Raw genomic sequence first — 26,207 nt, 5'->3', positions numbered from 1 at the left:
GCCCCCTACCACGCGTACTCGCCGGTAAACGCCGGGGCGACGCGATCGGGTACCACGCCCGCCGTACAGCAAACGTCCGGCCGAGTGAAGTGAGCCGGAGATTCCTCGACCCACCCTTGACCGAGACGAAAACTCCCGTGGTTGTTCGCTCGACTCCGCTCCGCACATGCTGGAGGGGTGCCCAGCGGACTTCGGACCCAGGAAGCTCGGCTATGACGACTCAGAGTGATAGCACCATCCGCAAGCCCGCTCCCGGGATCGCACCGGGACGGAGCGGGGACGTCCAGGGGATCGAGGAGAGACTCGCCGAACTGGCCGGGCTGGCGCCGGGCGATCCGCGCCGGGGCCGGGTCCGGGAGGAGATCATCGTCTCCTGCGTCCCGGAGGTCCAGCGGATCGCGCGCCGGTTCGCGCGGCGCGGCGAGACCGCCGACGACCTGTTCCAGGTCGGCATGGTCGGCCTCATCTCCGCCGTCGACCGGTTCGAGCCGGGGCGCGGCACCCGCTTCTACGCCTACGCCACGCCGACCGTCGTCGGTGAGATCAAACGGCACTTCCGCGACCGGGGGTGGGCCGTGCGCCCGCCGCGCGGCGTCCAGGAGCGGTGGGCGCAGGTCAACGAGGCGATGAGCAGGCTCAGCCAGCAGCTCGGCCGGTCGCCGACGGTCGCCAACGTCGCCGACGACCTCGGCGTCACGCAGGAGGAGGTCATCGAGGCGATCCAGGCGGGCGACGAGTACCACCTGTGCTCGCTCGACCGGGGCATCGACGACGACCCGGAGAGCCCGACCGTCGCCGAGACCATCGCCACGATCGACCCCGGCCCCGAGTTCATCGACTCGCGCGAGTCGGTGAAACCGGCGCTGAAGCGGCTCGCGCCGCGCGAGCGGCACATCCTGCTGCTGCGCTTCTACGGCAACAAGACCCAGCGGGAGATCGCGGAGATCGTCGGCCTGTCGCAGATGCACGTGTCGCGGCTGATCCGCGACAGCCTGGCGTTCCTGCGCGCCGCCGCCGAGGGCGAACCGGCGGAGAACCGGGTGCCCGAGCACGCGTGAGCGCCCGGCGCGCCGGGTAGGCGCGGGTCTCCGCTCCCGAGGGAAGGAACGAGCATGGTCCAGTACGTGCGCGACGTGATGTCGGGCGAGCCGGTGGCCGTCGCCGCCGACGCCTCGGTGACCGAGATCGCCGGGCGGATGCGCGACCAGGACATCGGCGCGGTCCTGGTGACCGACGACGACCGGCTCGTCGGCGTCGTCACCGACCGCGACCTGGTCACCCGCTTCCTCGCCGACGGCGGCGACCCGGACGCGGTCACCGCCGAGGCGGTGGCGACGCCCGCCGAGTTCACCGTCGATCCCGGCGACGACCTGGACGGCGCCGTCGCGCTCATGCGGGACAACGCCGTGCGGCGGCTGCCGGTCGTCCAGGACGGCGTGCCGGTCGGCATCGTGTCGCTGGGCGATCTGGCGATGGAGCGCGACGAGCACTCCGCGCTGGCCGACATCAGCGCCGCCGAGCCGAACGGCTAGCGGGGGTGCGGCCGGGGAACGGCGCGTCCGGGCGCGTGACCGTCGTCGTCGCGACCCGGAACCGGCGCGCGGAGTTGCTGGCGACCGTCCGGCGGCTCCGGGCGCTGCCCGAGCGCCCCGAGGTCATCGTGGTGGACAACGGGTCCACCGACGGGACGTCGGCGGCGGTGCGCGGCCTGGCCGACGCGGGCGTCCTCGCGCTGCGGCTCGGCCGCAACCTCGGCGCCCCCGCACGCAACGTGGGCGCCGCCGCGGCCCGCACCCCGTACGTCGCGTTCAGCGACGACGACTCGTGGTGGGAGCCGGGCGCGCTCGCCCGCGCCGCCGACGTCCTCGACCGCAACCCGCGGCTGGGGCTGCTCGCGGCCCGGACGCTCGTCGGGCGCTGGCGCGCGTCCGACCCGATCAACGCGGCGATGGCGAAGACCCCGCTGCCCGCCGGACCGGCGCTGCCCGGCCCGCCCGTGCTCGGCTTCCTCGCCTGCGCGGCCGTGGTCCGGCGCGGCGCGTTCCTGGACGTCGGCGGGTTCAGCGAGGTGCTGTTCTTCGTCGGTGAGGAACGCCTGCTCGCCTACGACCTGGCGGCCGCCGGGTGGGACCTGTGCCACGTGCCGGAGGTCGTCGCGATCCACGACCCGTCGCCGCGCCGCGCGGGCGGCTCGGCCCGGCGCCGCGCCGAACTCCGCAACACGCTGCTGACGGCGTGGCTGCGCCGCCCCGCTCGCGTCGCCGTCCGCGAGACCGTCCGCCTGACGGCCCGCGCGGGCACCGACCGCGCGGCCCTCCCGGCCCTGGCGGGCGCCGCCCGCAGGCTCCCGGCGGCGCTCGCCGAACGCCGCCCCCTGCCCCGCCCGGTCGAACGCGCGGCCCGCCTCCTTGAGACCCACGTCCCGGGCCCGGCATGACCGCCCCACACGACGACGCCGCCCCGCCCGGTCGGGAGGTGCGCGCCCGTGGTGGGGGCGATGCGTGCGTGGCGGGTGCGGCCGGGCGGGAGGTGCGCTCCGGTGGTGGGGGTGATTCGCGGGTCACGCTGGTCGTCATCACGCGCGACCGGCGGGACGAGCTGCTGCGCGTGCTCGGCCTGATGACGGGCGTCGCGGAGCGTCCGCGGATCATCGTGGTCGACAACGGGTCGGCGGACGGATCGGCCGACGCGGTCGCGCGCGACTTCCCGGCCGTCGAGCTGATCCGCGCGCGCGAGAACCTGGGCGCGCTCGGCCGCAACCTGGCCGTCGAACGCGTCACGACGCCCTACGTGGCGTTCTGCGACGACGACACCTGGTGGGACTCCGGCGCGCTGGCGCGCGCCGCCGACCTGCTGGACGCGCACCCCGACGTGGCGTCGGTGACGGGACGCATCCTCGTCGAGCCCGGCGGCGCCGAAGACCCGATCACCCCCGAGCTGCGGCACTCGCCCGTCCCGGCCCCGCCCGGCCTGCCCGGACCGGCGCTGCTGGGCATCCTGGCGGGGGCCTCGATGCTGCGGGCGGCGGCGTTCCGCGACGTCGGCGGCTTCTCCGCGCGGCTGCGGTTCGGCGGCGAGGAGGAACTGCTGAGCCTCGACCTGGCGGCGGACGGGTGGTGGCTGTGCTGGGCCGAGGACGTCGTCGTGCACCACCGGGCGTCCGCGCTGCGCGACCCGACCGAGCGCCGCCGCCTCGGCATCCGCAACACGCTGTGGACGACGTGGCTGCGCCGCCCGTGGCGCGACGCGGCCCGCCGCACCGCCGCCGTGCTGCGCTCGCTGCCGCGCGACCGCACCAGCGCGGGCGCGGTCGCCGCCGCCCTGGCCGGGCTGCCGTGGGTGCTGCGCGAGCGGCGCCCGGTGCCCGAGCGCGTCGCGGCGGGGCTGCGGCTCCTGGAGGAACCGCAGCGGACGTCAGCCGCGCGCCGGTACGTCGGCTGAGACGAGCCGGTCGCAGCGGTCCAGCACCTCGTCCGGCGTGACGGCGAGCAGGCGCGGGTCGGGGGCGTCGCCGTGCGCGTCGCCGGGACGGCCCGCGTCCCCGCCCTTCCACAGCACCAGGTGCCGCGCCGACCCGGCGGGCGGCCCCCACAGCGCGGGGGAGACCGGCCCGAACAGCGTCACCGACGGTGTGCCGCAGGCCGTCGCCAGATGCGAGACGCCGGTGTCGCCGCAGACGACCAGCTCGGCGGCGGCGACGTACCCGGCCAGCTCCATCAGCCCGGTCCGCCCGGCGAGCACCGACGTGTACGGCAGCCCGGCCCGTTCGGCGACCTCGGCGGCCAGCGCCCGTTCGCCGCCACCGCCGCTGACGAGCACCCGGTGCCCCCGGTCGCGCAGCGCGCGGGCGACCCGCGCGAACCGGTCCGGCGGCCAGCGGCGGCTGCCGTAGGCGGCCCCGGGATGGACCAGGACGTGCGAGGCGCCCGGGTCGCGCGGCGGGTCGATGCGCAGCGCGGCCGGGTCGGCCGCGATCCCGCCCCACGCCAGCAGCCGGCACCACCGCGTCACCTCGTGCTCGCCGTCGTCCCACCACGGCCCGGCGACGTCCGGCGCCGCCGCCGACGCGAACTCCAGCACCCGCCCCGCCCCGACCCCCTCGACGACCCGGTGGCTGGCGGGGCCGTCGCCGTGCAGGTCGACGGCCAGCTCCGGGGGACGGGGCAGCGCCACCGGCCCCAGCTCCACGGTGGGCACGACGACGTCCACGGCCCCGGTCAGCCGCGCCAGCGGCGTCAGCACCGGCGGCGCGGCCAGCACGATCTCGTGCCCGGGGAACGCGGCCCGGACCGCGCGGTAGGCGGGCACGCCGGTGAGGAAGTCCCCGAGCCCGAGCGCCCGCAGCAGCAGCACCGACGGGCGCGTCACCGCGCCACCTCGGCGAGGGTGGCCTCCCAGTCGCGGAGGAACCGGTCCGCCGAGAAGCGCGCGACGGCGGCGCGGCGGGCGGCGGCGCCCAGCTCGGCGGCCTCGTCCGGGTCGTTCAGCAGCCGGGCCAGGCCCTCGCGCAACACCTCGACGTTCGTGGAGACCACGCCGCAGCCGGGCGGGACGGCTTCCGCGACCTCGGTCGTGCCGAGGGCCACCACCGGCATGCCCAGGTGCATCGCCTCCAGCAGCGACAGGCCCAGCGACGTCCAGCGCACCGGGTGCAGGTAGACGCGGCGGCGGGCCAGCTCGGCGTGCATCTCGTCCTGCGGCAGGTCCTCGAACGCCTGCACGCCCGGCAACCCCACGTGATCGGGGACGCCGGTGACGCCCATGCCGAACACGTCCATCGGCCCCGCCCCGGCGAACCCGCGCAGCAGGTCGGCGCCGACGTACCGGCCGCGCCGCAGCGGCTCGTTGGTGACGACGGCGGTGTGCGGCAGTTCGCCGGTGTAGAGCGGGCCGGGGTCGAGGACGCCGTGCTCGACGACCCGCGTCGGCGTGCTCCCGCAGTCCCACATGAGGTCGTTGAAGTGCGTGACGTGCACGATCGTCACGTCCGGCCGGTCGGCCATCGGATGCCGGGTGTCGGGAACGTCCCCGTCCGGGGCGTTGTGCTCCAGGCACAGCATCGGCAGGTCGCGGCCCGCCCAGTCGCGGACGAGCTTCGGTTCGTGCGGGCGCTGCACGATGACGAGGTCGATGTCGCGGTCGCGCAGGTCGGCGGGCGCCACCTCCTCGACGCTGTCGGGCCAGTTCCAGGTGCGGGCGCGGCCGAGCCCGTCCGGGGTGCGGCCCGGCAGCGTCGGCACCAGGTAGCGGTGCGGCCCCTGCACGAACGCCGTCGTCCACGAGCCGTGCACGTGCCAGATGAGGATGTTCACGAGCTGACCTCCGCGAGCAGCTTCTCGACCGCGTCCGCCGCGGCCTCGCCGCTGACGTCCGACAGGCAGGGATGTCCCGGGACCGGGCACTCCCGCGCCCGGGTGCCCCGGCACGCGGCGCCCTGGTCGCCGAGCAGCACGTGCGGGACGCCGTGGGGCGCCCACCGTTCGGCGGGGACGACGGGGGAAAACAGCGACACCACGGGCGTGCCGACGGCGGCGGCGAGGTGCGCGGGCCCGGTGTTGCCGGTGATGACGGCCGACGCGTTCGCGAACACCGCCGCCAGCTCCGGCCACGCCGTCCGCCCGCCCAGGTCGAGCGCGGCCGTGCCCGCGACGCGCGCGGTCAGCTCCCGCTCGTCCGGCCCGCCCGTCACGACGGCGCGCCGCCCCCGCGCACCGAGTGCCCGGACGGCCTCGGCGCACCGCTCCGGCGGCCACCGCCGCGCTGGCACCGACGCGCCGGGATGCACGATCACGTACGGTTCGCCGCCGGTGAGCGCGGTGACGTCCGGCAGGGGCCGCCGGACGGCGAGCCGCCCGTCGTCGCCGGGGCGCGGCGCGAACCCGGCCTCGGCGGCCAGCGCCAGCGCCCGTTCGGCCTCGGGGACGTCGGCGTCCAGGCGGGCGCGGACGTCCAGCAGCGCCCCGGGATAGTCGACGCTGAACCCGGAGATCCGCCCCACCCCGGCCATCCGCAGCAGCAGCGCCGCCGGAAGCGGCGACTGGTGGAACGAGGTGAACACGACGGCGTCGGTGAACCCGCCCGCCGCGATCCGGTCCACGAGCGCCAGCACGTCCGCGCGGCCCACCGGCGGCGGCGCGAACCCGACCCACGGCGCGTCCCAGGTGATCACCTCGGCGACGTCCGGCAGCAGCCGCCCCGCCCCCGCCCCGGACGGCCCGGCGAGCAACGTCACCGGCCCGCAGTGCCCGGCCATCGCCCGGATCGCGGGCCCGGCCAACAGCACGTCCCCGGCATTGTCCAGCCGCACCGCAAGCGCCCTCCGCCCGCTCATCCGCACCCCCTGCCGCCGCACCCCGGCGCCGCGAGCACGCCGGGCCGGAGCGCGGGCACCCTGCGTCCGCCGTCCTGACCACCGCGCCGGGTGGCGATGCCCGCGCGGTCGCATCCCAGCGCCGCGAGCACGCCGGGCCGGGGGGCGGGTACCCCGCGTCTGTCGTGCCGGTTACCGCGCCGGGTGGTGGTGCCCGTGTGGTCGTTCGTCTGCCGTACCTCATTGGCGCACGCCGGTGGCGGGAGCGGGGTCGGCTGGAGTGCGGGCGTGCCACGTTCGTTCCACCGGTGATCGCTCCGGGGGGTGATGCTCGTGCGCCCGTTCATTCGATGGGCCAGATGGGGGTGGACGTGCTGTTCAGGAGTAGGCGGATCGCGTGTCGTAGGTCGGTGGCGCGGCGGGTGCCGGACCGCTCGCCCGGCAGGGTCTCGGGGGTCGGGATCAGGACGGCGCGGGCTCCGGCGGCGTGGGCGGCGGCCACGTCGGCGGCGATGTCGCCGAGGACAGCGCACTCGTGCGGGGCTGCGCCGAGCCGGGACGCGGCCGTCAGCACCATGCCCGGCGCGGGCTTGCGGCACGCGCAGCCGTCGCCGGGGCCGTGCGGGCACATCTCCCACACGTCGAACGGGCCGAGCAGCTCCTCGACGCGGCGGTTCACGGCCTCGGCCTGGGCACGGGTGAGCAGGCCGCGCGCGATGCCCGACTGGTTGCTGACCACGCCGGTCCGCAGCCCGAGCGCGCGGGCCGCGTCCAGCGCCTCGCGCGCACCGGGCATCGGCTCCACCTTCGCCGGGTCGCAGTTGTACGGGACGTCCCGCACCAGCGTGCCGTCCCGGTCGAACAGCACCGCCCGGGGCGGCGGCGGCCACGGCGCCGCCGCCCGGTGCCGGACGAGCCCGCGCAGCCGGTGCCACGTCGCGGCGGGCGGGATCGCGACGCTCGTGACGAGCATCGTCGCGATCTCGCGCGGCGTGCGCGGCCCCGGCCGGACGCGCGCGACCGCGAACTCCGCGACGCCCGCGACCGCGAGCCCGGCCGCGACGGCGGCGGCGCGGCGCCGCCCGGCCGCGCCGAGCGCGAGCGCGGCGGCCCCGGCCCCGACGATCGCCAGGTGCCGCCCCCGGCGGCCCCTGACCTCCCCGGCCCGCTCGTACCAGTCGCGGCCATGCAGGCGGCGCATCAGCACGTCGTCGGCGTTGCCCGCCTGCACCCGCACGCTCACCCACGGCCCGGCCGGACGCACCGGATGCTCGGTGCGCCGCCGTCCCCGCGTCAGCCGCCAGCCGTCGGCCAGGACGCGCAGCGCCAGGTCGGCGTCCTCGCGGAACGCGCGCGGGAACCGCTCGTCGAACCCGCCCGCCTCGACCAGCGCGGCGCGCCGGTAGGCCATGTCGGCGGTGATCCAGCGGGCGCGGGCGAGCCCGGCGGTGTTGCGCTCCCAGTCGGTCGGCCGCCGGTCGCCCGGCAGCGGCACCGCGACCCGGCCCTGGACGCCGGCGACGTCGGCGGGCGCCCCGGCCAGGTCGGCGGCCAGCTCGTCCCGCCACGCCGCCCCCACCAGGACGTCGTCGTCCAGGAACACCACCCACGGCGTCGCCGTGCACCGCCAGCCGAGGTTGCGCGCGCCCGCCGGGCCTAGCCCGCCCGCGACGACGACCGTGACCCGGCCGTCGAGCGCGGCCGGGACGGGCAGCGGCGCGCCGCCGTCGCGGCGGTCGTCCACGAGCACGATCCGCGCGGGCGGCGGCCCGGACGTGGCGGCCAGCGACGCCAGCGCCCGGGTGAGGCACGGCCGCCCCAGCGTCGGCATGACGACCGCGTACCCGGTCACGGCCGCCGTACCGCGAACGGCCCGACCGCCAGCAGGTCGATCGGGGTCGAGCCGAAGCACTCCAGCGCGTCGCGCAGGTCGTCCACCATGGGGCGGCCCGCCGTGTTCAGGCTCGTGTTGACGACGACCGGCAGGCCCGTGCGGCTCTCGAACGCGGCCAGCATCCGCGCCGTCAGCGGGTCCTGCGCGGGGTCGACGGTCTGCACGCGGGCCGTCCCGTCCACGTGCACGACGGCCGGGACGCGGTCCTGCCAGGCGGCGGCGACGTCGTGCACGAACAGCATGTACGGGCTCGGCACCGGGCCCCGCGTGAAGATCTCCGCCGCGCGTTCCAGCAGCACCATCGGCGCGACCGGCCGGAACTGCTCGCGGCCCTTCACGTCGTTCAGCCGCTCCAGGTTGGCGCGGCGGCCCGGGTGGGCGAGCAGCGACCGGTGCCCGAGCGCGCGCGGACCGAACTCGGCGCGGCCCTGCATCCAGGCGACGACGCCGTCCCCGGCCAGCACGTCGGCGGCGGCCTCGGCGATGTCGGCGGGCCGCTCGAACGGGACGCGCGCCGTGCGCAGCGCCGCCTCGATCTCGGCGTCGGTGAACCCGCGGCCGAGGTCGGCGCCGCCCATCGACCAGGACGGCTCCCCGCCCGCCTGCGCCAGGTGCAGCGCGGCGCCGAGCGCGGTGCCCGCGTCCCCGGCGGCGGGCTGCACCCACACCTGCTCGAACGGCCCCTCCCGGGCCAGTACCGAGTTCGCGACGCAGTTGAGCGCGGTGCCGCCCGCCATCGTCAGCGTCCGCTCGCCGGTCCGCTCGTGCAGGCCGCGCGCCAGCTCCAGCAGCACCTCCTCCAGCCGCCGCTGCACGCTTGCGGCCAGGTCGGCGTGCGCGTCGGTCCACTGGTCGCCCGCGCCCAGCGGCGGCGCCAGCGACGACCAGTCCAGCGGCTCGGTGACGAACCCGCCCTCGCCGGTCGTGCGGACTGTCCGCCGCAGCAGGTCCAGATGGCGCGGCTTGCCGTAGGACGCCAGCGCCATGACCTTGTACTCGTCCGACGACCGCAGGAAGCCCAGGTGCTCGGTCAGGTCCTCGTAGAACAGGCCGAGCGAGTGGGGGAGCGGCTGGCTCGCCAGCACCTCCAGCGCCCCGTCGCGGTAGTGGCCGCCCAGGTGCGAGTGCCGCTCGCCGCGCCCGTCACACACCAGCACGGCGCTGCTGCGCGTCGGCGCCGCCAGCCCCGCCGACGCGGCGTGCGCCACGTGGTGCGGGACGAACCGCACCTTCTCCGCGTCCAGGCCGGGCAGCGCGTCCGCGAGGAACCCGGGCGCCATCTCGGCGTAGGTCGTGCGGAGGTGGTCGTAGGGGTCGTCCAGTCCCATGTCGGCCACCGGCAGCACCAGGCCGGGGTCGTAGGAGAACCCGACCGCGTCGACGTCGGCCGCGCTCAGCCCGCCCGCCTCCAGGCACCAGCGCGCCGCCTGGACGGGCTGCTCCCACGCGGCGAACGGCACCGGCCGCTTGCCGTGCTTGCGGCGGCTGAACCGCTCCTCCTCGGCGGCCGCGACCACCTGCCCGTCCACCACGAGCGCGGCGGCCGGGTCGTGGAACACGGCGTTGATCCCGAGTACGCGCACCTGACTCGCTCCCCTCGACGGAACAGGCGCGCCACCTCCCCGGACACGGATCGGTGAAACATCGCGCGTGGCGGGGCCGAGATCGGGTAGCGGGACGGAATGCGAGTCCTGATGACCGGCTGGTTCAGCTTTCTCCACGGCGAGGCCACGGCGGGTGACGTGCTGGCCCTCCAGGCCGTCCAGGACGCGCTGGACGCGGGCGGCTGCCCCTACGACGTCGCCTGGAGCCCGGTGTTCCGCCCCGACGGGCTCGCCCTCGACGACGCCGACCCCGCCCGCTACACGCACCTGATCTTCGTCTGCGGCCCGCTGCACGGCCCCCAGATCGCCGATCTGCACAAGCGCTTCCCCGACGCCCGCCGCATCGCCGTCGGCGTCTCGGTCCTCGACCCGGGCGACCCGGCCGCCGCCGGATTCGACGAAGTCCTCGCCCGCGACGGCCACGACCTGCCGCAACGCGACCTGGCCGCCGTGCCCGACCCGCCGGGCGTGCCCGTCGCGGGCGTCGTCCTCGCCCTCGGCCAGGGCGAGTACGGCGACCGGCGCCGCCACGACCAGGTCGCGGACCGGCTCACCGGCTGGCTCGGCGGCCTGGACTGCGCCCGGCTCCCGCTGGACACCCGGCTGGACGGCCGCGACTGGCGGCTGCCCGCCACCGCCGCCCAGTTCTCCTCCATCGTGCGGCGGCTCGACGTGCTCGTCAGCACGCGCCTGCACGGGCTCGTCCTCGGCCTGCGCAACGGCGTGCCCGTCCTGGCCGTCGACCCCGTCGCGGGCGGCGGCAAGGTCACCGCGCAGGCCAAGGCATGGAAGTGGCCCGCCGTGCTGTCGGCCGAGGACCTGCTCGGGCCCTTCGCCGAGGAACGCCTCGCCCGCCAGCTCGATTGGTGCCTGTCCGCCCAGGGCCAGTTCACGGCCGTGCAGGCGTCCGGCTCCGCGACGGTGAACCCGCTGGTGGACGCGCTGCTGCGCACGCTGAGCAAGCAGTCCCTCGGCTGAGCGTGTTTCAGCGCGGGCCGCGCGGCTAGGTGGGGCCGGTCTGGCGCCCGGTGGGCCCCAGGCCACACCAGGACGGAGGACGATGTGATCATTCACATGGTGTCCGAGCACGCCAGCCCGCTCGCCCCGCTCGGCGGCGCGGACGCCGGCGGCCAGAACGTCCATGTCGCCGCCCTCGCGGACGCGCTCGCCGACCGGGGGCACGACGTCCGGGTCTTCACCCGCCGCGACGACGCCGTGGCGCCGCCCCGGGTGTGGGTCAGGCCCGGCGTCGTCGTGGAGCACGTCCCCGCCGGTCCGGCGCGCACGGTGCCCAAGGACGAGCTGCTGCCGCACATGCCGGAGTTCGGGCGGTGGCTGCGCCGCCGCTGGGAGCGCGACCCGCCCGACGTCGTGCACGCCCACTTCTGGATGAGCGGCCTGGCCGCGCTGGACGCCGCCCGCCCGCTCGGCCTGCCCGTCGCGCAGACCTTCCACGCGCTCGGCGTCCTCAAGCGCCGCCACCAGCCCGAGGCCGACACCAGCCCCGCCGAACGCGCCCACCTGGAACCGCGCGTCGCCCGCGAGGCGGCGCTGATCCTGGCCACGTCCACCGCCGAGACCGCCGACCTGCGGGACTTCGGCGTCGCCCGCGGCGACGTCCGCGTCGTGCCCTGCGGCGTGGACGTGGCGCGCTTCACCCCGGACGGCCCCGCCCGGAGCCGCGACGGCCTCGACCGGATCGTCAGCATCGGGCGGCTCGTGCCGCGCAAGGGCGTCGACACCGTCATCGAGGCGCTGGCGCACCTGCCCGGCGCCGAACTGCTCATCGCGGGCGGCCCGGCCGCCGAGGCGCTGGACGACGACCCCGAGGCGCGCCGCCTGCGCGACCTCGCGGCGCGGCTCGGCATCGACGACCGCGTCCGGTTCCTCGGCCGCGTCCCGCACGACGACGCCCCCGCGCTGATGCGCTCGGCCGACATCGTCGTCAGCGTGCCCTGGTACGAGCCGTTCGGCATCGTCCCGCTGGAGGCCATGGCGTGCGGCACCGCCGTCGTCGCCTCGGCCGTCGGCGGGCACCTGGACACCGTCCGCGACGGGCGCACCGGCCTGCACGTCCCGCCGCGCGAACCGGCCGTGCTCGCCGCCAAGCTGCGGGTCCTGCTGGACGACCGGCGCCGCCGCGAGGCCCTCGCCCGGCGCGGCGCCGAACGCGCCCGCGAGCACTACGCCTGGTCGCGCGTCGCCGAGCGGACCGAGGCCGCCTACGCCGAACTCGCCGCGTCCCGCGCGGCCCGTCCCGCCTACGCGCTGGCCCAGAAGGGGTGAGGACCATGCAGACGCTGACCGAGACCCACCTGCGCCGCCTGGAGACGGGCCTGCGGAGCCTGGACGCCCAGTCCCCGACGGTGCGGCGCTGGGGCGCGCGGCTCGCCCGCGTCCTGTCCGGCGGCGGACGGCTGCTGGCCTGCGGCAACGGCGGCAGCGCCGCGCAGGCCCAGCACCTCACCGCCGAACTCGTCGGCCGCTACCGCGACGAGCGGCGACCGTTCGCGGCCGTGTCGCTGCACACCGACACCTCCGCCGTCACCGCGATCGTCAACGACTACGGCGCCGAGGAGGTCTTCGCCCGCCAGGTGCGCGCGCACGGCCGCCCCGGCGACGTGCTGATGTGCCTGTCCACCAGCGGCTCCAGCGGTAACGTCCTCGCCGCCGCCCGCGCCGCCGCCGAGATCGGCATCACCACGTGGGCGCTGACCGGCCCGTCGCCCAACCCGCTCGCGGCGGCGTGCGACGAGGCCGTCACCGTGGACGCGCCGCAGACCTGCACCGTGCAGGAACTGCACCTGGCCGCCGTCCACCTGCTGTGCGAGGCGCTGGACGAGGTGATCGTCCGCGCCGCCCGGACCCCGGCGGTGGCGTCGTGAGCGCCGCCCGCAACGACCGCCCGCTCGTCGTCGTCGGTGACGCGCTGCTCGACGTCGACCTGGCCGGCACCGCCGACCGGCTCACGCCCGACGCGCCCGTCCCCGTCGTGCACGGCGTCACCGAGCGCGCCCGCGCGGGCGGCGCCGGGCTGGCCGCCACCCTCGCGGCCGAGCTGCGGCGCGGCCCGGTGACGCTGCTCGCGCCGCTCACCGGCGACGAGCACGCCGACCGGCTGCGCGCGGCGCTGCCGCCCGAGGTCGCCGTCGTCGCGCTGCCCGCCGAGGGGGAGACCGTCCGCAAGGTGCGGGTGCTGGCGGGCGGACGGCCCATCGTGCGGATCGACTACGGCGACGCGCGCGCCGGGGACGGCCCGCTGCCCGCCGAGGCCGCCGCCGCGCTGCGCGGCGCGGGCGCCGTCCTCGTCTCCGACTACGGGCGCGGCACCACCGGGCATCCGGAGCTGCGGCGGCTCGTCGGCGGCCTCGCCGGATCGGTCCCCGTCGTGTGGGACCCGCACCCGAGGGGTGAACCGCCCGTGCCCGGCGTCCGCGTCGCCACGCCCAACCACGGCGAGGCCCGCGACTTCGCCGCCGCGCTGCCCGGCGGCGACGACCGGCCGGGCGGCGACCTGGACCGCGCCGCCGAGGACGGCTCCGCGCTCGTCGCCGCCTGGGCGGCGGGCGGCGTCGCGGTGACGCTCGGCGCCCGCGGCGCGGTGCTGTCGGTCGGTGACGACGTCGCCCGGCTCGTGCCCGCGCCGCCCGGCGCCGGTCCCGGCACCGACCCGTGCGGCGCCGGGGACTGCCTCGCCGTGGCGATCGCGGTGGCGCTGCGGGACGGGCGGCTGCTGTCGGAGGCCGTCGCGGAGGGGGTGCGGTGCGCGTCGGCGTACGTCGCGACCGGCGCCGTCCCCGCCGGCGACCCCGCCGGCACCGACGCCTGGGACGTCGTCGCCCGCGTCCGCGAGCGCGGCGGCCGGATCGTCGCCACCGGCGGCTGCTTCGACCTGCTGCACGCCGGGCACGTCGACCTGCTGCGGCAGGCGCGGGCGCTCGGCGACTGCCTGGTCGTCTGCCTCAACTCCGACGCGTCCGTGCGGGCGCTGAAGGGGCCGGGCCGTCCCGTCGTCGCGCAGGACGACCGCGCCCGCGTGCTGTCGGCGCTGGACGGCGTCGACGCCGTACTGATCTTCGAGGAGGAGACCCCGATGGACCTCATCGCCCGGCTCCGGCCGGACCTGTGGGTCAAGGGCGGCGACTACTCCGCCGCCGACCTGCCCGAGACCGCCGTTGTCCGCGAACGCGGCGGTGAGACCGTGCTGCTGCCCTACCTGGCCGGGCACTCCACGACGCGGCTGGTGGAGCGCGCCGCGTCGCGGGCCGCCGGGCAGCGGGCGGTCCGGTGAGCGCGCCGGAGCCGGGGCGCCGCGTCGTCGTCACCGGCGGCGCGGGGTTCCTCGGCTCGCACCTGTGCGAACGGCTGGTGGAGCGCGGCGACGCCGTCGTCTGCATGGACAACTTCCTCACCGGCGACCCCGGCAACGTCGCCCACCTCATCGGGCGGCCCGGGTTCCGGATCGTGGAGTGCGACCTCACCGAGTTCGTGCACATCCCCGAGCCGGTGGACCTCGTCCTGCACTTCGCGTCGGCGGCGTCGCCGCTGGACTACCTCAAGCTGCCCGTCGAGACGCTCAAGGTCGGCGGCGTGGGCACGCTGCACGCGCTCGGCCTGGCCCGGGAGAAGGACGCCCGGTTCGTCCTCGCGTCCACCAGCGAGGTGTACGGCGACCCGCTCCGGCACCCGCAGCGCGAGGACTACTGGGGCAACGTCAACCCGGTCGGGCCGCGCAGCGTCTACGACGAGGCCAAACGCTACGCCGAGGCGCTCACCACCGCCTACCGCAACAGCCGCGGCCTGGACACCGGCATCGTCCGCATCTTCAACACCTACGGCCCGCGGATGCGCCCGCACGACGGCCGCGCCATCCCGACGTTCATCCGGCAGGCGCTCGCCGGGGAGCCGCTGACCGTCACCGGCGACGGGTCGCAGACCCGGTCGATCTGCTACGTGGACGACACCGTCGCCGGCGTCCTCGCGCTCGCGGACGGCGCCGAGCCCGGCCCGGTCAACATCGGCAACCCCGAGGAGATGACGATGCTCGGCCTCGCCGAGACGATCCGGACGCTGACCGGCTCGGACTCCGAGATCGTGTTCATCGACCGGCCCGCCGACGACCCCGGCGTCCGCCGCCCCGACACGACGCTGGCCGCGCAGCGCCTCGGCTGGCACCCACGCGTGCCGAGCGAACGGGGACTGCGCCGCACCATCGACTGGTTCGCCGCGCTGCTCGAAGGCCCCGCCGTACCGGCCGGACGCCCGCGCCGCCGGGTCTCGGCCCCGGCCGCCGGGTAGGCCCGTAACGGGAAACGGCAGCGTCAGCAGTCCCGCCGCGCCGAGCGCCGCGGCGTCCGACCTCTCGATCCCGGCCCCGCCATCCTGAAGAAGCAGGGTGCGCGGTGGGCGCCGCGTTCCCGGCGGGGTCCGGTGGCGCGGGCGGGTCAGCGGCGGGCGAGCAGCCGCCGTTTGGTGGCGCGGTCCTCCTGGGCGAGCACGGTGAAGTCGTCGTCCAGGAGCGCGGCGGGCTCGTCGTCGGCCAGGCACCACGCGCGGGGGAGCGCGGGCCGCTCGCGGCGTGCCGCCAGGGTGAACGCCTCCCAGGCCAGCACGCCGCCCGGCGCGACGGCGCGGACGGCCGCGTCGAAGACGGCCCGGTCCCAGAAGCCCGTGGCGGCCACGAGCGCGAAGCGGCCCGGCGGCGTCCATCCGGCCAGGTCGGCGTGGACGAGCGTGACGCGCGCGGCGACGCCGCGCCGTGCCGCCTCCCGCGCGAGCAGGCCGAGCGCGACGTCCGAGACGTCCACACCCGTCGCGTCGCGTCCCCGTCCGGCCGCGTCCAGCACGAGTCCGGACACGCCGCACGCCAGGTCGAGCACGGGGCCGTCCGGCGCGAGCTCCAGCGCCCGCGCCGCCGCGTCGGGCACCCGGAACGACGGCTCGCGGCCCGCGTACTTCCCGTTCCACCGCACCCGGTCGGCATGATCGTCGGACACCGTGCGGCGTACGCTAGCGTCCATGAGCTCCGACGATCCCGACGTCCAGGTCCGCCTCGCCCTCACCCGCTACGAGCAGGCCCGCGATGAGGCCGACGCCGCCCGCACCGACCTCCTGCGCGCCTGCCAGGACGCCGTCCGCGCGGGCCGCCCCGCCACCGACATCGCCGCCCAGACCGGCCTGGACCCGGCCGACATCGCCTGACCGCCCGCTCATCGCGCGAGGTCGCGGGAGATCACCAGGCGCTGGATCTGGTTGGTGCCCTCGAAGATCTGCATGACCTTGGCCTCGCGCATGAAGCGCTCCACCGGGAAGTCACGGGTGTACCCGGCGCCGCCGAGGACCTGCACGGCGTCCGTGGTGACGCGCATGGCGTTGTCGGTCGCGACGAGCTTGGCGACCGACGCCTCGCGGGCGTAGGGGAGGCCCGCGTCCTTGAAGCGGGCGGCCTGCACGTAGGCGGCGCGGGCCGAGCCGACCGCCGCCGCCATGTCGGCCAGCAGGAACCCGAGCCCCTGGTGGTCGATGATGGCCTTGCCGAACGTCTCGCGGGACTTGGCGTAGGCGACGGCGTGGTCCAGCGCGGACTGGGCGAGGCCCGTCGCGACCGCCGCGATGCCGAGGCGGCCCGCGTCCAGGCCCGCCAGCGCGATCGACAGGCCCTGCCCCTCCGCGCCGATGCGCTGATCCGCCGGGACGCGGGCGTCCTCCAGCCGGACCGTCGCCGTCGTCGAGCCCGTCAGGCCCATCTTGTCCTCGGGGACGTCGAACGCCAGCCCGGGCGTGCCCGCCGGGACGTGGAAGCAGGAGATGCCGCGCGGCCCGTCGTCGGACGTCCGCGCCATCACCGTGTAGAAGTCGGCCTCGCCGCCGTGCGTCGTCCACGCCTTCGCGCCGTTCAGCACGTAGGCGTCGCCGTCGCGGACCGCGCGGGACGAGATCGCCGCCGGGTCCGATCCGGCGTGCGGCTCCGACAGGCAGTACGCCCCGAGCCGCTCGCCCGACAGCATCCCCGGCAGCCACCGCGCCCGCTGCTCGTCCGTCCCGAACGTGAACAGCGGGAAGCACGACAGCGCGTGCACGCTCACCCCGACGCCGACGCTCGACCATGCCGCGCCGATCTCCTCCAGCGCCGCCAGGTACACCTCGTACGGCTGCCCGCCGCCGCCGAACTCCTCGGGGAACGGCAGCGTCAGCAGCCCCGCCGCGCCGAGCGCCGTGAACACCTCGCGCGGGAACACGGCGTTCCGCTCGGCCGACGCGACGCGCGGCAGCAGCTCCTTGGCGGCGATGTCGCGGGTGAGCGCGAGCAGGTCGTGCGCCTCGGGCGAGGGCAGCAGACGGGTGACGGGCATGGACGCTCCTTTCGCTGTGCGGAGCGTACCCGCCCGCCCGCGCACATGATCGCGGAGTGGACGGCCGGGACGCGGTGGGTACAGTGGGGTGACGTCCGCCCGTCAAGGGCCGCACTCGACTGTGAGGTGAGGACCCACCGCGGGTTCCCTGTTGTGAAGGTTTCGCCCTCGCGTTCTCAGACTCCCGGACCGCAGGCCGATCCGGTGTGGGGCGCCGCGCCCTACCCGGCCCTGGTGGTCGACGTCACCGGCACGATCACCGAGAGCAACACGGCGGCGCGCGTGCTGTTCCAGCACGCCGGCCCCGGCACACCGCTCGACGGCGCCGTTCCCGCCTGGCTGTCGCGCGCCCACGCCGCCCTCACCCGCGCCACCGGGTCCGGGGCGGACGGCGAGGTCGCCCACGGCACGGTCGGCGACCGCGTCTACGAGGCGTACCCGTCCGGCCCCGACGAGCACGGCCGCGTCGTGTGGTGGCTCGCCGACGACACCGAGCACCGGCTCGCCGCCGAGGCGCTGCGGCTGGAGCGCGAGCGCACCGAGTTCCTGGTCGAGGCGTCCAACTCGCTGCTGTCCTCGCTGAACCTCGACCGCTGCACCGAGGTCACGGCCCGGCTCGCCGCCCGGCACCTCGCCGACGCCGCCCTCGTCATCACCCCGGCCGTGCACCGCCGCCACCCCGTCGTCTACTGCGGGCCCGACGGCGAACCCGTCCGCGACGATCTCGCCGTCGACCCGGCGCAGGTCCCCGGGCTGGCCGAGGCGCTCCAGGGCTTCCCGCCGATGCCGTCGCGGTGGATCGACCCCGCCGCAGCGCCCGCGTGGGTCGTCCGGGAGGGCTTCGGCGCCGTCGGGTCGATGGTCGTCACGTCGCTGCCCGGGCACGGCGTCCCCGCCGGGGCGCTGATCCTGCTGCGCCGCACCGAGCACGCGGCGTTCTCCGAGGGCGAGGAGGTGTTCGCGCGGCTGTTCGCGGGCCGCGCGGGCGCCGCCATGTCCGCCGCCGGGCTCTACGCCGAGCAGACCTCGATCACCGAGACGCTGATGCGGGAGCTGCTGCCGCCGCGCGTCCAGGAGGTCGACGGCGTCGAGCTGGCCGCCGGGTACCGGCCGTCCGGCGAGGGCGAACGCGTCGGCGGCGACTTCTACGACGTGCATCCGCGCTCGGCCGAGGGGGAGGAGTCCCTGGTCGTCCTCGGTGACGTGTGCGGCAAGGGCCTGGAGGCCGCCGTCCTCACCGGCAAGATCCGCACGACGCTCCAGGCGCTGCTGCCGATGGCCGCCGACCACGGCCGCGTGCTGCGGCTCCTCAACGGGACGCTGCTCAACGGCGAGCGGACGCGTTTCGTCACGCTCGTCCTGACGTCGGTGCGGCGCACCGGCGACGGCGTCGAGCTGCGGCTGACCAGCGCCGGGCATCCGGCGCCGTTCGTCGTCCGCGCCGACCGCTCGGTGGAGCCCGTGCCCAGCAAGGGGACGCTCATCGGCGTCCTGGACGAGATCGTCACGACGACCGTCACCGTGACGCTCGCGCCGGGGGAGACCTGCCTGCTCTACACCGACGGCATCACCGAGGTCATGGGCGGCCCCCTCGGCGACGAGATGTTCGGGGAGGCCCGGCTGCGCGAGGAGCTGGAGCAGTGCGCGGGCATGCCCGCGCGCGCCCTCGTCGAACGCGTGCAGATGCTCGCGGCGCAGTGGGTCGGCACCGGCCACCACGACGACATGGCCGTGGTCGCCATCTCCGCGCCCGCCGGACGGAAGGAGCCCGCGTGACCGTCCCGTCCGTCGTCGCCCCCGCCGACGTCGAAGCGTGCGCCGACCGGCTGTTCGCGGACGCCGTCGAGGGCGCCGAGCACGCCGCCGTGGACGGCGTGCTGGCCGCGTACGACGCGGGCGTGGACGCCGAGACGCTGCTGCTGGACGTCGTCGCCCGCGTGCAGGCCCGGGTGGGCGCCGAGTGGGCCGGGAACCGCCTCACGGTCGCCCAGGAGCACACCGCGACCGCCGTCAACGACCGCGTCGTCGCCGCGCTCGCCCACCACCCGCCCAACCGCGCCGCCACGGCCGCGCTGCCCGCGCTCGGCCGCGTCACCGTCGCCTGCGTGGACGGCGAGTGGCACGCGCTGCCCGCCCGGCTGCTCGCCGAGGTGCTGCGGCTGCGCGGCTGGCACGTCGACTACCTCGGCGCCCAGGTCCCGACCGCGCACCTGATCTCCCACGTGCACCGCACCGGCCCGGCGGCGGTCGCGCTGTCGGGCTCGATCCCGACGCGGCTGCCGACCGCGCACGCCGTCATCACCGCCTGCCAGGCGACGGGTACGGCCGTGCTGGTCGGCGGCGCCGCCTTCGGCCCGGACGGCCGCTTCGCGACACTGCTCGGCGCGGACGCCTGGGCGCCCGACGCCCGCGCCGCCGCCGGCGTCCTCGCCGCCCGCCCGGTGCCCCGGCCCACCCCCGCGCCGGGCCTGCCGCACCTGGGCGACCAGGAGTACACGATGGTCGCGCGGTCGTCGCGGCAGCTCGTCCGCGAGACGCTGCACGGCCTGGAGGAGCGCTATCCGGCGATGCGCGCCTACACCGACCGCCAGCGCCGGCACACCGCCGAGGACATCGCGCACATCGTCGACTTCCTCGCCACCGCCCTCTACGTGGACGACGCGGAGCTGTTCACCGGCTTCCTCGGCTGGACGGCGGGCATCCTCGCCGCCCGGAACGTCCCGGGGCGCTCGCTGCTGCCCGCCGTACACGTGCTGGCCCAGCGGCTGCGCGACTTCCCCCGGGCGTCCGCCCTGTTGGAGCACGGCCGCAACCACCTGGACGAGAGCCTGCCCCACCCATGAACGCCCCCGCCCCACTCCTGCTCACCGTCACCGCCCCCGCCCCCGGTGAGATCACCGTCCATCTCGACGGCGATCTCGACATCGCGACGGCCGACCTGCTCACCGACACCGTCACCGCCGAACTCGCCGCCCACGGCGACGCGCGCGTGCTGCGCCTGGACTGCACGCGGCTGGGCGTCTGCGACTCGCTCGGCCTGGCCGCGCTCCTCATGGTCCACCGCAAGGCGACGGCGGCGGGCGCGCTGCTGCGCCTCGACCACCGCCCCCCGATCCTGGACCGCATCCTGGACATCACGGGCACGCTGGAGCACCTGACGGGCGAGAGCTCCGCCGTTTGACGCTCAAACACACTTTCCCTACTCTAAAAGTAGGAAACTGGGGAGGGTGCGATGAGCGAGTTCGACGTCGGCGTCATCGGCGCCGGAGTGCACGGCGCCGGAGCCGCCTACCACCTGGCCCGGCGCGGCCTGCGCACGGCGGTGTTCGAACGCGGCGCGGTCGCGAGCGGGCCGACGGGCCGCTCCAGCGGCATCTGCCGCGCCTACTACACCGACCCGTTCCTGGCCGAGGTCGCCGCCGCCGGCCTGGACTTCCTCGCCTCCTTCCGCGACCGCACCGGCGGCGAGTCCGGCTACCGCCGCACCGGCGGCCTCTACCTGCACGGCTCGCCCGACGTCCCGCGCGTCACCACGACGGTCGAGGGACTGCGGGCGCTCGGCGTCCGCGCCGAACTGCTCACCCCCGCCCAGCTCGCCCGCCGCTTCCCCGGCGTGGACACGACGGGCGTCGCCATCGCCGTGTGGGAGCCGGACGCGGGCACCGCCGACCCCTACCTCACGACGACGGGCCTCGCCCGCGCGGCGGCCCGGCACGGCGCGGCGCTGTTCACCGGCCGCGAGGTCGTCGGCCTGGACGAGACCGGCCACGGCGTCACCGTGACGACGTCGGACGGCGCCGCCCACACCTGCGACCGCCTCCTCGTCGCCGCCGGTCCCTGGACGGCGCCGCTCGTCCGCCGCCTCGGCGTCGCACTGCCGCTGCACGCCGAACGCCACGTCGTCGCCGTGCTGGACCCGGGCGCGGCGGGCGTGGCGGTCCCGTTCGTGCTGGTCGACGTGGACGCCGGCTACTACTCGGCCCCGCAGACCGGGGGCCGCGCCGTCCTCGGCCCGCTGGGCGCCACACCGCCCGTCCCGCCGGACACCGTCCCGGGGCCGCTGACCGACCCGGAGTTCGCCGTCCTGGCCGACGCCTACCGCACCCGCGTCCCGTCGCCGGTCCGGTCCCGCCGCGCGGGCGGCTGGACCGCCCTCTACGACGTCAGCCCCGACTGGCAGCCGGTCATCGGCCAGGTGAGCGAGCGCGTCTACGTCGACGCGGGGACGAGCGGCCACGGCTTCAAGCTCGCGCCGTCGCTGAGCGGGCACGTGGCGGCGCTGGTGGCGGGGGAGGAGCCGTCCGCCGGGCTGGCGCGCCTCCACCCGCGCCGGTTCACCGAGGGCGAGCCGCTGGCGGCCGGGTTCGGCGCCGCGCGCATCCTGGGCTGAGCTACCCGTCAGCGCGACGGGCCCGCAGCGCACGCAGCTTGTGCCGGTTGCCGCAGCGCTCCATCGCGCACCACCGGCGCGCGTTCGGCCGGGAGGAGTCCACGAACACGAGCGGGCAGTCGTCGCTGGCGCACTCCCGGAACCGGCCGCCCAGCGGCCCGGTCAGCAGGTCGATCATCTCGCGCGCCAGCGTCGAGAGCGCCTGCCCGGCCCGCACCGGGGCGGCCCAGCGCACCGACGTCCCGTCGGCGGACAGCTCGGGCGCCAGCGGTTCGGCGGCGGCGGTCCGGTTGAGGGTCGCGACGTCCCCGGCGGGCGGCGGACGCGTCGCGGCGCGCGCGTGCGCGACGTCCCAGATCGCCTGCCGGAGGGCCTTGGCGTCGGCCAGCTCGCGGTCGGTGACCGGTTCCGTGACGACCGCGCCGAGCGGCGGCCCGGCCAGCCACGCGGCCAGGTCGCCGGGCTCGCGCAGCGTCTCGAACACCGCGTACCGGCCCTCGCCGCCGGTGTACGCGAAGTCCAGGCAGACGGCCCCGGCGTCGAACCGGAACGAACCGCCCCTCGGGTCGTGCAGCACGCGCCCGCTCGTCGTCGCTCGCATGAACCCACTCTAAGCGGTGTCGTGACACCGCTCTGAGCGGTGTCAGGCGCGGGAAATCCGTGACCCGCTTGACAGCGGTCGCGGGTCTTGTGAACCTGGCGACCGGTACGGAGATCATCGCACCGTTCGGAAGGATTCGCGTGCACGAGCGTCCGGCGCCCCCGGGGATCGACGTCTCCGTTCCCAACGTCGCCCGCATGTACGACTTCTACCTCGGCGGCAAGGACAACTACGCCGCCGACCGCGCCGCCGCCGACGAGGTGCTGCGCGTCGCGCCGCAGGCCCCGGCGCTCGCCCGGGAGAACCGCGCGTTCCTCGACCGGGCCGTCCGGTTCCTCGCGGGGGAGGCGGGGCTGCGGCAGTTCGTGGACATCGGCGCGGGACTGCCGACGCAGGGCAACGTCCACGAGGTCGCGCAGAGCGTCGCCCCCGACGCCCGCGTCGCCTACATCGACAACGATCCGATGGTGCTGGCCCACGGCCGCGCGCTGCTGGCGTCCACGCCGGGCACGGTCACGCTCGCGGGCGACCTGCGCGCCGTGGACGACCTGCTCGCCGACCCGGCGCTGCGCGAGGTGATCGACCTCGACCGCCCGGTGGGGGTGCTGCTCATCTCCGTCCTGCACTGCCTGGACGACGACGAGCGCCCGCACGAGACGGTCGCGGCGCTGCGCGACGCGCTGCCGTCCGGCAGTCACCTGGCGATCTCGCACATCACGGCGGGGGAGCGCGCCGAGGTCGCGCAGGAGGGCGCCCGCGTCTACCGCCGGGCGAGCACCGGCATGACGCTGCGCTCGGCGGACTCGATCGGCCGTTTCTTCGACGGCCTGGACGTGCTGGACCCCGGCATCGTGCCGCTGGCGGCGTGGCGTCCGGCCGTGCCGCCGCGCGCCGACCTCCCGACCTGGTTCCTGTGCGGGGTGGGGCGCAAGCGATGACCGAACTCCACTTCGATCCGCTGGCGGGCCGCCGCCCGGTGGGCGCGACGGCCGCGATCCTCGGCGAGCTGCGCGACCGGCACCGCGCCTTCCGCTCGACGTTCGGCCGCGGCTTCTGGGTCCTGACCCGCCACGAGGACGCGCTGGCCGTCCTGCGCGACCCGAAGACCTTCTCCAGCGCGTCCGTCAACGCCCTGGACCCCGACCCCCGCTACCGCTGGATACCCGAGATGCTCGACCCTCCCGAGCACACGGCCTGGCGCACGCTGCTCCGCGACCATTTCGCCCCCGCGGCCGTGAAGGCCCGCGAATCGCGCATCCGCGAACACTGCGCCGCCCTGGTGGACGCCGCCGTGACCGCCGGGGAATGCGAGTTCGTCGACGCCTTCGCCGTCCCCTTCCCGGCAGTGATCTTCCTGGAGCTCCTGGGCCTCCCGGTCGACCGCCTGGACACCTTCCTGGCCTGGGAGCGCGCCATCCTGCACGGCCCCCCGACGGCGAACCAGGCCAGGATCACCGCGATGCAAGAGGTCACCGCGATGTTCGACGAGGAGATCGAGCGGAGACGCGCCGACCCCGGCGACGACCTGCTGAGCGCTGCGGCGTCCTGGCGCATGAACGGCGCCGCCATCCCGCGCGAGGACCTGCTGGCCTTCTGCCTCCTGCTGTTCATGGCGGGCCTGGACACCGTCACCGCCCAGCTCTCCTACGCCTTCTGGCACCTGGCCGAGTTCCCCGACGACCAGCGCGCCGTCCGCGACGACCCGGCCCTCATCCCCGGCATGGTCGAGGACCTGATCCGCGCCTACGCGATCGTCCAGCCGGGCCGCAAGGTGACGCGCGACGTGGAGTTCGCGGGCTGCCGGATGAAGGCCGGCGACATGGTGATGCTGCCGCTCCTGGCCATCAACCGCGACCCCGCCGTCTTCCCCGACCCGGGCCGCGTCGACCCCGCCCGCGCGGGCAACCGCCACCTCGGTTTCGCGGCGGGCCCGCACCGCTGCCTCGGCGCGCACCTGGCGCGCACCGAGATGCGCGTCGCCCTGGAGGAGTGGCATCGCCGCGTCCCCGGCTACCGCCTCGCCGCGAACGACGACGCCGTCGAACACGCCTACGGCCTGCTGGGCCTGGACCGCCTGCCGCTGACCTGGCGCCCCGCCTGAAACCGGGCCGCCGACGGAACCGGGGCGGTCCGCGCGGCATCCAATCGTCACGGGACCGATCGAAGGGGTGACGGACAGTGGCAGCGGAGGCTCTGCACGCGACCGACCCGGAGGAGATCGCCGGGTACGTCCTCGACGGGCGGCTGGGCGAGGGCGGGCAGGGGGTCGTCTACCTCGCCCACTGGGCCCGCACCCCGGATCGTCCGGTGGCGGTGAAGATCTCGCACGGGCCGCCGTCGGCGGACGCCCGCGTGGACGCGGACGAGATCGCCCTCGTGCAGCGAGTCGCGCGTTTCTGCACGGCGCGGGTGCTGGACGCGGGCGTGCACGACGGGCGCCCGTTCCTGGTCAGCGAGTACGCCGACGGCCCGTCGCTCCACCGGGCCGTCGAGACCGGGGGGCCGCTGCGCGGCGCCGACCTGGAACGTCTGGCGCTGGGCACGCTGGCGGCGCTCACGGCCACGCACGCGGCGAACGTGGTGCACCGCGACATCAAGCCGCAGAACGTGCTGCTCGCGGCGGAGGGGCCGCGGATCGTGGACTTCGGCGTCGCCACGGCCCTCGGCACGCCCGCTGCGGACGGCGGGACGCCGGGTTTCATGGCTCCCGAGCAGGCGCGGGGGACTCCGGCGGGCCCACCGGCGGACGTCTACGGCTGGGCCCTCACCATGATCTACGCGGCGGCGATCACCGGGCCGCCGGGTGAGGGCCCGTTCGCCCGCCAGTTGCGCCTCCAGGGGCAGATGGCCGATCTGCCCGGCTGGCTGCGCCCGCTGGTGGAACCCTGCCTGGCCGACGATCCGGAGTCCCGTCCCACGGCGCGCGTGCTGCTCCTGCGGCTGCTGGGCCACGACGAACGCGAACCGGCGGGCGCGGCCGAGGAGACGCCGCCGCCCGAACGGCCGCCGACCCCGCTCCAGCCCCGCGACCCCACGGTGGGCCGCCTGCGCGACGCCCGCCGCGGCGGCGGCCCGCACGTCGCGGCGGGCCGCCGTACGGCCCTGGCCCTGAAGATCCTCGCGGTGGCGGCGGTCCCGGCGCTGGCGGCGGCACTCGTCCTGCTGTGGCCGCACACGCCCCCGAAACCGGCGGTGCAGGCGGCGCGGACGCCTCCGCCGGGCACGCTCACGGTCGGTTCGGCGAACTTTCCCGAGAGCGTCCTGCTGGCGGAGATCTACGCGCAGGCGCTGGAGGCGAAGGGCCATCGCGTCGTCCGCAGGCACTCGATCGGTTCCCGGGAGTCCTATTACTCCTTGGTGGCCGACGGCCAGGTCGACCTGGTCCCCGAGTACAACGGCGCGCTGGCCTCCTACGTGGGCGCGTTGCGCATGGGCGCCGAGGCCCCCACGACGGGCGAGAGCATCAACAAGCTCCTGCGCGACCGTCTCCCGAAGGACCTGGAGATCCTCCCGTCGTCACGCGCGGAGAACAAGGACGCGATCGCCGTCACCCGCGCGACGGCCCGGGAACACGGCCTGAAGTCCCTGCGGGACCTGAAGGCGGTGGCCCCGACCTTCACCCTGGGCGCCGCCCCGGAGTTCGCCACCCGCTACCAGGGCATGATCGGCCTTCGCGCCGTCTACGACCTGGACTTCCGCGCCTTCCAGCCCTTCCGCACCGAGGACCTCGACACCCGCGCCGAACTCCTCGCCTCGAACTCGGTCCAGGCCGCCCAGCTCTTCACGACCGACCCGTCCCTCACCAAACGCGACCTCACCCTCCTGGACGACCCCGACCACCTCTTCTCCGCCCAGAACATCACCCCCCTCATCCGCACCCAGAAGGCCGACCCCACCACCCGCCAAACCCTGAACACCGTCTCCACCAAACTAACGACGGCCGACCTCCGCTACATGAACACCCGAGTAACAACAAACAGAGACAAACCAGCATCAGTAGCAAAAGCCTGGCTAATCCAAACCGGCCTACTCTAAGAAAAGAGCGAAGGCGGAAAA

At 76.2% G+C, this 26,207-nt stretch carries 25 protein-coding genes; 17 read left to right on the top strand and 8 right to left on the bottom strand.

Annotation, left to right across the window (positions count from 1 at the left end):
* Positions 1 to 212: 212 nt before the first annotated feature.
* The 4 genes from C229_RS0121215 (at position 213) to C229_RS0121200 (ending at position 3,441) form a co-directional block, all read left to right on the top strand.
* Positions 213 to 1,058, top strand: coding sequence for a SigB/SigF/SigG family RNA polymerase sigma factor (locus C229_RS0121215; protein ID WP_018657118.1), 846 nt, complete (start codon positions 213 to 215; stop codon positions 1,056 to 1,058).
* A gap of 54 nt (positions 1,059 to 1,112) precedes the next feature.
* Positions 1,113 to 1,532, top strand: coding sequence for a CBS domain-containing protein (locus C229_RS0121210; RefSeq protein ID WP_018657117.1), 420 nt, complete (start codon positions 1,113 to 1,115; stop codon positions 1,530 to 1,532).
* Between the two features lie 35 nt (positions 1,533 to 1,567).
* Positions 1,568 to 2,437 (top strand): glycosyltransferase family 2 protein, encoded by an 870-nt coding sequence (locus tag C229_RS0121205; protein ID WP_240487360.1) that lies wholly within the window; start codon positions 1,568 to 1,570, stop codon positions 2,435 to 2,437.
* Between the two features lie 68 nt (positions 2,438 to 2,505).
* Positions 2,506 to 3,441, top strand: coding sequence for a glycosyltransferase family 2 protein (locus C229_RS0121200; RefSeq protein ID WP_018657115.1), 936 nt, complete (start codon positions 2,506 to 2,508; stop codon positions 3,439 to 3,441).
* Here C229_RS0121200 and C229_RS31350 read toward each other — a convergent pair.
* The 5 genes from C229_RS31350 to C229_RS0121175 form a co-directional block, all read right to left on the bottom strand.
* Positions 3,415 to 4,368: a glycosyltransferase family 9 protein gene (locus C229_RS31350; protein ID WP_018657114.1), complete on the bottom strand. Its 954-nt coding sequence runs from the start codon at positions 4,366 to 4,368 to the stop codon at positions 3,415 to 3,417. The genes C229_RS0121200 and C229_RS31350 overlap by 27 nt on opposite strands.
* On the bottom strand, positions 4,365 to 5,312 hold the full coding sequence (locus tag C229_RS35520; RefSeq protein ID WP_018657113.1) for a glycosyltransferase: 948 nt from the start codon (positions 5,310 to 5,312) through the stop codon (positions 4,365 to 4,367). Before C229_RS35520 ends, C229_RS31350 begins: the two co-directional genes overlap by 4 nt.
* Positions 5,309 to 6,331, bottom strand: a complete 1,023-nt coding sequence (locus tag C229_RS35515; protein WP_026314014.1) for a glycosyltransferase family 9 protein — start codon at positions 6,329 to 6,331, stop codon at positions 5,309 to 5,311. Before C229_RS35515 ends, C229_RS35520 begins: the two co-directional genes overlap by 4 nt.
* 322 nt (positions 6,332 to 6,653) lie before the next feature.
* Positions 6,654 to 8,141, bottom strand: a complete 1,488-nt coding sequence (locus tag C229_RS31345) for an HAD-IIIA family hydrolase (protein WP_051109049.1) — start codon at positions 8,139 to 8,141, stop codon at positions 6,654 to 6,656.
* 17 nt (positions 8,142 to 8,158) lie between these two features.
* Positions 8,159 to 9,787 (bottom strand): carbamoyltransferase family protein, encoded by a 1,629-nt coding sequence (locus tag C229_RS0121175; RefSeq protein ID WP_018657110.1) that lies wholly within the window; start codon positions 9,785 to 9,787, stop codon positions 8,159 to 8,161.
* A gap of 99 nt (positions 9,788 to 9,886) precedes the next feature.
* On the opposite strand from C229_RS0121175, the gene C229_RS0121170 reads away from it, so the two are divergent.
* The 5 genes from C229_RS0121170 (at position 9,887) to C229_RS0121150 (ending at position 15,106) form a co-directional block, all read left to right on the top strand.
* On the top strand, positions 9,887 to 10,786 hold the full coding sequence (locus tag C229_RS0121170; RefSeq protein ID WP_033424638.1) for a polysaccharide pyruvyl transferase family protein: 900 nt from the start codon (positions 9,887 to 9,889) through the stop codon (positions 10,784 to 10,786).
* Positions 10,787 to 10,870: 84 nt separating this feature from the next.
* Positions 10,871 to 12,094, top strand: a complete 1,224-nt coding sequence (locus C229_RS0121165) for a glycosyltransferase (protein ID WP_018657108.1) — start codon at positions 10,871 to 10,873, stop codon at positions 12,092 to 12,094.
* A 5-nt stretch (positions 12,095 to 12,099) separates the two neighbouring features.
* Positions 12,100 to 12,693 (top strand): D-sedoheptulose-7-phosphate isomerase, encoded by a 594-nt coding sequence (locus tag C229_RS0121160; protein WP_018657107.1) that lies wholly within the window; start codon positions 12,100 to 12,102, stop codon positions 12,691 to 12,693.
* On the top strand, positions 12,690 to 14,099 hold the full coding sequence (gene rfaE2, locus C229_RS0121155) for a D-glycero-beta-D-manno-heptose 1-phosphate adenylyltransferase (RefSeq protein WP_018657106.1): 1,410 nt from the start codon (positions 12,690 to 12,692) through the stop codon (positions 14,097 to 14,099). The genes C229_RS0121160 and rfaE2 overlap by 4 nt, the downstream gene beginning before the upstream one ends.
* Complete coding sequence (locus tag C229_RS0121150) at positions 14,096 to 15,106, top strand: UDP-glucuronic acid decarboxylase family protein (RefSeq protein ID WP_018657105.1); 1,011 nt, start codon at positions 14,096 to 14,098, stop codon at positions 15,104 to 15,106. The genes rfaE2 and C229_RS0121150 overlap by 4 nt, the downstream gene beginning before the upstream one ends.
* Positions 15,107 to 15,252: 146 nt before the next feature.
* Here the strand turns inward: C229_RS0121150 and C229_RS0121145 are convergent, their stop codons facing one another.
* The gene (locus C229_RS0121145) at positions 15,253 to 15,828 is read right to left on the bottom strand and encodes an SAM-dependent methyltransferase (protein WP_026314012.1); all 576 of its coding nucleotides are present in this window, start codon (positions 15,826 to 15,828) and stop codon (positions 15,253 to 15,255) included.
* On the opposite strand from C229_RS0121145, the gene C229_RS0121140 reads away from it, so the two are divergent.
* Positions 15,827 to 16,009 carry a hypothetical protein gene (locus C229_RS0121140; RefSeq protein WP_018657103.1) on the top strand — a complete coding sequence of 61 codons (183 nt, stop codon included), beginning with the start codon at positions 15,827 to 15,829 and terminating at the stop codon, positions 16,007 to 16,009. The two genes, C229_RS0121145 and C229_RS0121140, sit on opposite strands and share 2 nt — an antisense overlap.
* 8 nt (positions 16,010 to 16,017) lie before the next feature.
* Here the strand turns inward: C229_RS0121140 and C229_RS0121135 are convergent, their stop codons facing one another.
* Positions 16,018 to 17,160, bottom strand: a complete 1,143-nt coding sequence (locus C229_RS0121135) for an acyl-CoA dehydrogenase family protein (RefSeq protein ID WP_018657102.1) — start codon at positions 17,158 to 17,160, stop codon at positions 16,018 to 16,020.
* Positions 17,161 to 17,394: 234 nt separating this feature from the next.
* On the opposite strand from C229_RS0121135, the gene C229_RS0121130 reads away from it, so the two are divergent.
* Genes C229_RS0121130 through C229_RS0121115 form a run of 4 tightly spaced genes read left to right on the top strand, consistent with a single transcriptional unit; the run spans position 17,395 to position 21,550 of the window.
* A complete protein-coding gene (locus C229_RS0121130) occupies positions 17,395 to 18,936 on the top strand; it encodes a PP2C family protein-serine/threonine phosphatase (RefSeq protein WP_240487359.1) in 1,542 nt (513 codons plus the stop codon).
* A complete protein-coding gene (locus C229_RS0121125) occupies positions 18,933 to 20,003 on the top strand; it encodes a cobalamin B12-binding domain-containing protein (RefSeq protein ID WP_018657100.1) in 1,071 nt (356 codons plus the stop codon). Before C229_RS0121130 ends, C229_RS0121125 begins: the two co-directional genes overlap by 4 nt.
* Complete coding sequence (locus tag C229_RS0121120) at positions 20,000 to 20,341, top strand: STAS domain-containing protein (RefSeq protein WP_018657099.1); 342 nt, start codon at positions 20,000 to 20,002, stop codon at positions 20,339 to 20,341. Before C229_RS0121125 ends, C229_RS0121120 begins: the two co-directional genes overlap by 4 nt.
* Positions 20,342 to 20,392: 51 nt before the next feature.
* Positions 20,393 to 21,550 carry an NAD(P)/FAD-dependent oxidoreductase gene (locus C229_RS0121115; RefSeq protein WP_018657098.1) on the top strand — a complete coding sequence of 386 codons (1,158 nt, stop codon included), beginning with the start codon at positions 20,393 to 20,395 and terminating at the stop codon, positions 21,548 to 21,550.
* 1 nt (position 21,551) lies between these two features.
* Here C229_RS0121115 and C229_RS0121110 read toward each other — a convergent pair whose 3' ends face one another.
* Positions 21,552 to 22,151: a CGNR zinc finger domain-containing protein gene (locus C229_RS0121110; protein ID WP_026314011.1), complete on the bottom strand. Its 600-nt coding sequence runs from the start codon at positions 22,149 to 22,151 to the stop codon at positions 21,552 to 21,554.
* A gap of 140 nt (positions 22,152 to 22,291) precedes the next feature.
* Here C229_RS0121110 and C229_RS0121105 point away from each other — a divergent pair, with 140 nt between their 5' ends.
* The 3 genes from C229_RS0121105 (at position 22,292) to C229_RS33075 (ending at position 26,186) form a co-directional block, all read left to right on the top strand.
* Positions 22,292 to 23,089, top strand: a complete 798-nt coding sequence (locus C229_RS0121105) for an SAM-dependent methyltransferase (RefSeq protein ID WP_018657096.1) — start codon at positions 22,292 to 22,294, stop codon at positions 23,087 to 23,089.
* Positions 23,086 to 24,252 (top strand): cytochrome P450, encoded by a 1,167-nt coding sequence (locus tag C229_RS0121100; RefSeq protein WP_018657095.1) that lies wholly within the window; start codon positions 23,086 to 23,088, stop codon positions 24,250 to 24,252. Before C229_RS0121105 ends, C229_RS0121100 begins: the two co-directional genes overlap by 4 nt.
* Positions 24,253 to 24,329: 77 nt before the next feature.
* The gene (locus C229_RS33075) at positions 24,330 to 26,186 is read left to right on the top strand and encodes a glycine betaine ABC transporter substrate-binding protein (RefSeq protein WP_018657094.1); all 1,857 of its coding nucleotides are present in this window, start codon (positions 24,330 to 24,332) and stop codon (positions 26,184 to 26,186) included.
* The last annotated feature ends 21 nt before the right edge of the window (positions 26,187 to 26,207 follow it).

It is taken from the genome of Actinomadura flavalba DSM 45200, assembly GCF_000374305.1.
Taxonomy (GTDB): Bacteria; Actinomycetota; Actinomycetes; order Streptosporangiales; family Streptosporangiaceae; genus Spirillospora; species Spirillospora flavalba.
Note: the sequence above shows the minus strand (reverse complement) of the source record. Positions and strands in the feature narration are given on the sequence as shown.

Bases quoted from the DNA above. Each gene is read 5' to 3' on its own strand.
- C229_RS0121160 (WP_018657107.1), top strand. From the start codon at position 12,100: ATGCAGACGCTGACCGAGACCCACCTGCGCCGCCTGGAGACGGGCCTG.
- C229_RS0121170 (WP_033424638.1), top strand. From the start codon at position 9,887: ATGCGAGTCCTGATGACCGGCTGGTTCAGCTTTCTCCACGGCGAGGCC.
- C229_RS31345 (WP_051109049.1), bottom strand. From the start codon at position 8,141: ATGCCGACGCTGGGGCGGCCGTGCCTCACCCGGGCGCTGGCGTCGCTG.
- C229_RS0121210 (WP_018657117.1), top strand. From the start codon at position 1,113: ATGGTCCAGTACGTGCGCGACGTGATGTCGGGCGAGCCGGTGGCCGTC.
- C229_RS0121115 (WP_018657098.1), top strand. From the start codon at position 20,393: ATGAGCGAGTTCGACGTCGGCGTCATCGGCGCCGGAGTGCACGGCGCC.
- C229_RS0121135 (WP_018657102.1), bottom strand. From the start codon at position 17,160: ATGCCCGTCACCCGTCTGCTGCCCTCGCCCGAGGCGCACGACCTGCTC.
- C229_RS0121100 (WP_018657095.1), top strand. From the start codon at position 23,086: ATGACCGAACTCCACTTCGATCCGCTGGCGGGCCGCCGCCCGGTGGGC.
- C229_RS0121110 (WP_026314011.1), bottom strand. From the start codon at position 22,151: ATGCGAGCGACGACGAGCGGGCGCGTGCTGCACGACCCGAGGGGCGGT.
- C229_RS0121120 (WP_018657099.1), top strand. From the start codon at position 20,000: ATGAACGCCCCCGCCCCACTCCTGCTCACCGTCACCGCCCCCGCCCCC.
- C229_RS35515 (WP_026314014.1), bottom strand. From the start codon at position 6,331: ATGAGCGGGCGGAGGGCGCTTGCGGTGCGGCTGGACAATGCCGGGGAC.
- C229_RS0121140 (WP_018657103.1), top strand. From the start codon at position 15,827: ATGAGCTCCGACGATCCCGACGTCCAGGTCCGCCTCGCCCTCACCCGC.
- C229_RS0121145 (WP_026314012.1), bottom strand. From the start codon at position 15,828: ATGGACGCTAGCGTACGCCGCACGGTGTCCGACGATCATGCCGACCGG.
- C229_RS0121215 (WP_018657118.1), top strand. From the start codon at position 213: ATGACGACTCAGAGTGATAGCACCATCCGCAAGCCCGCTCCCGGGATC.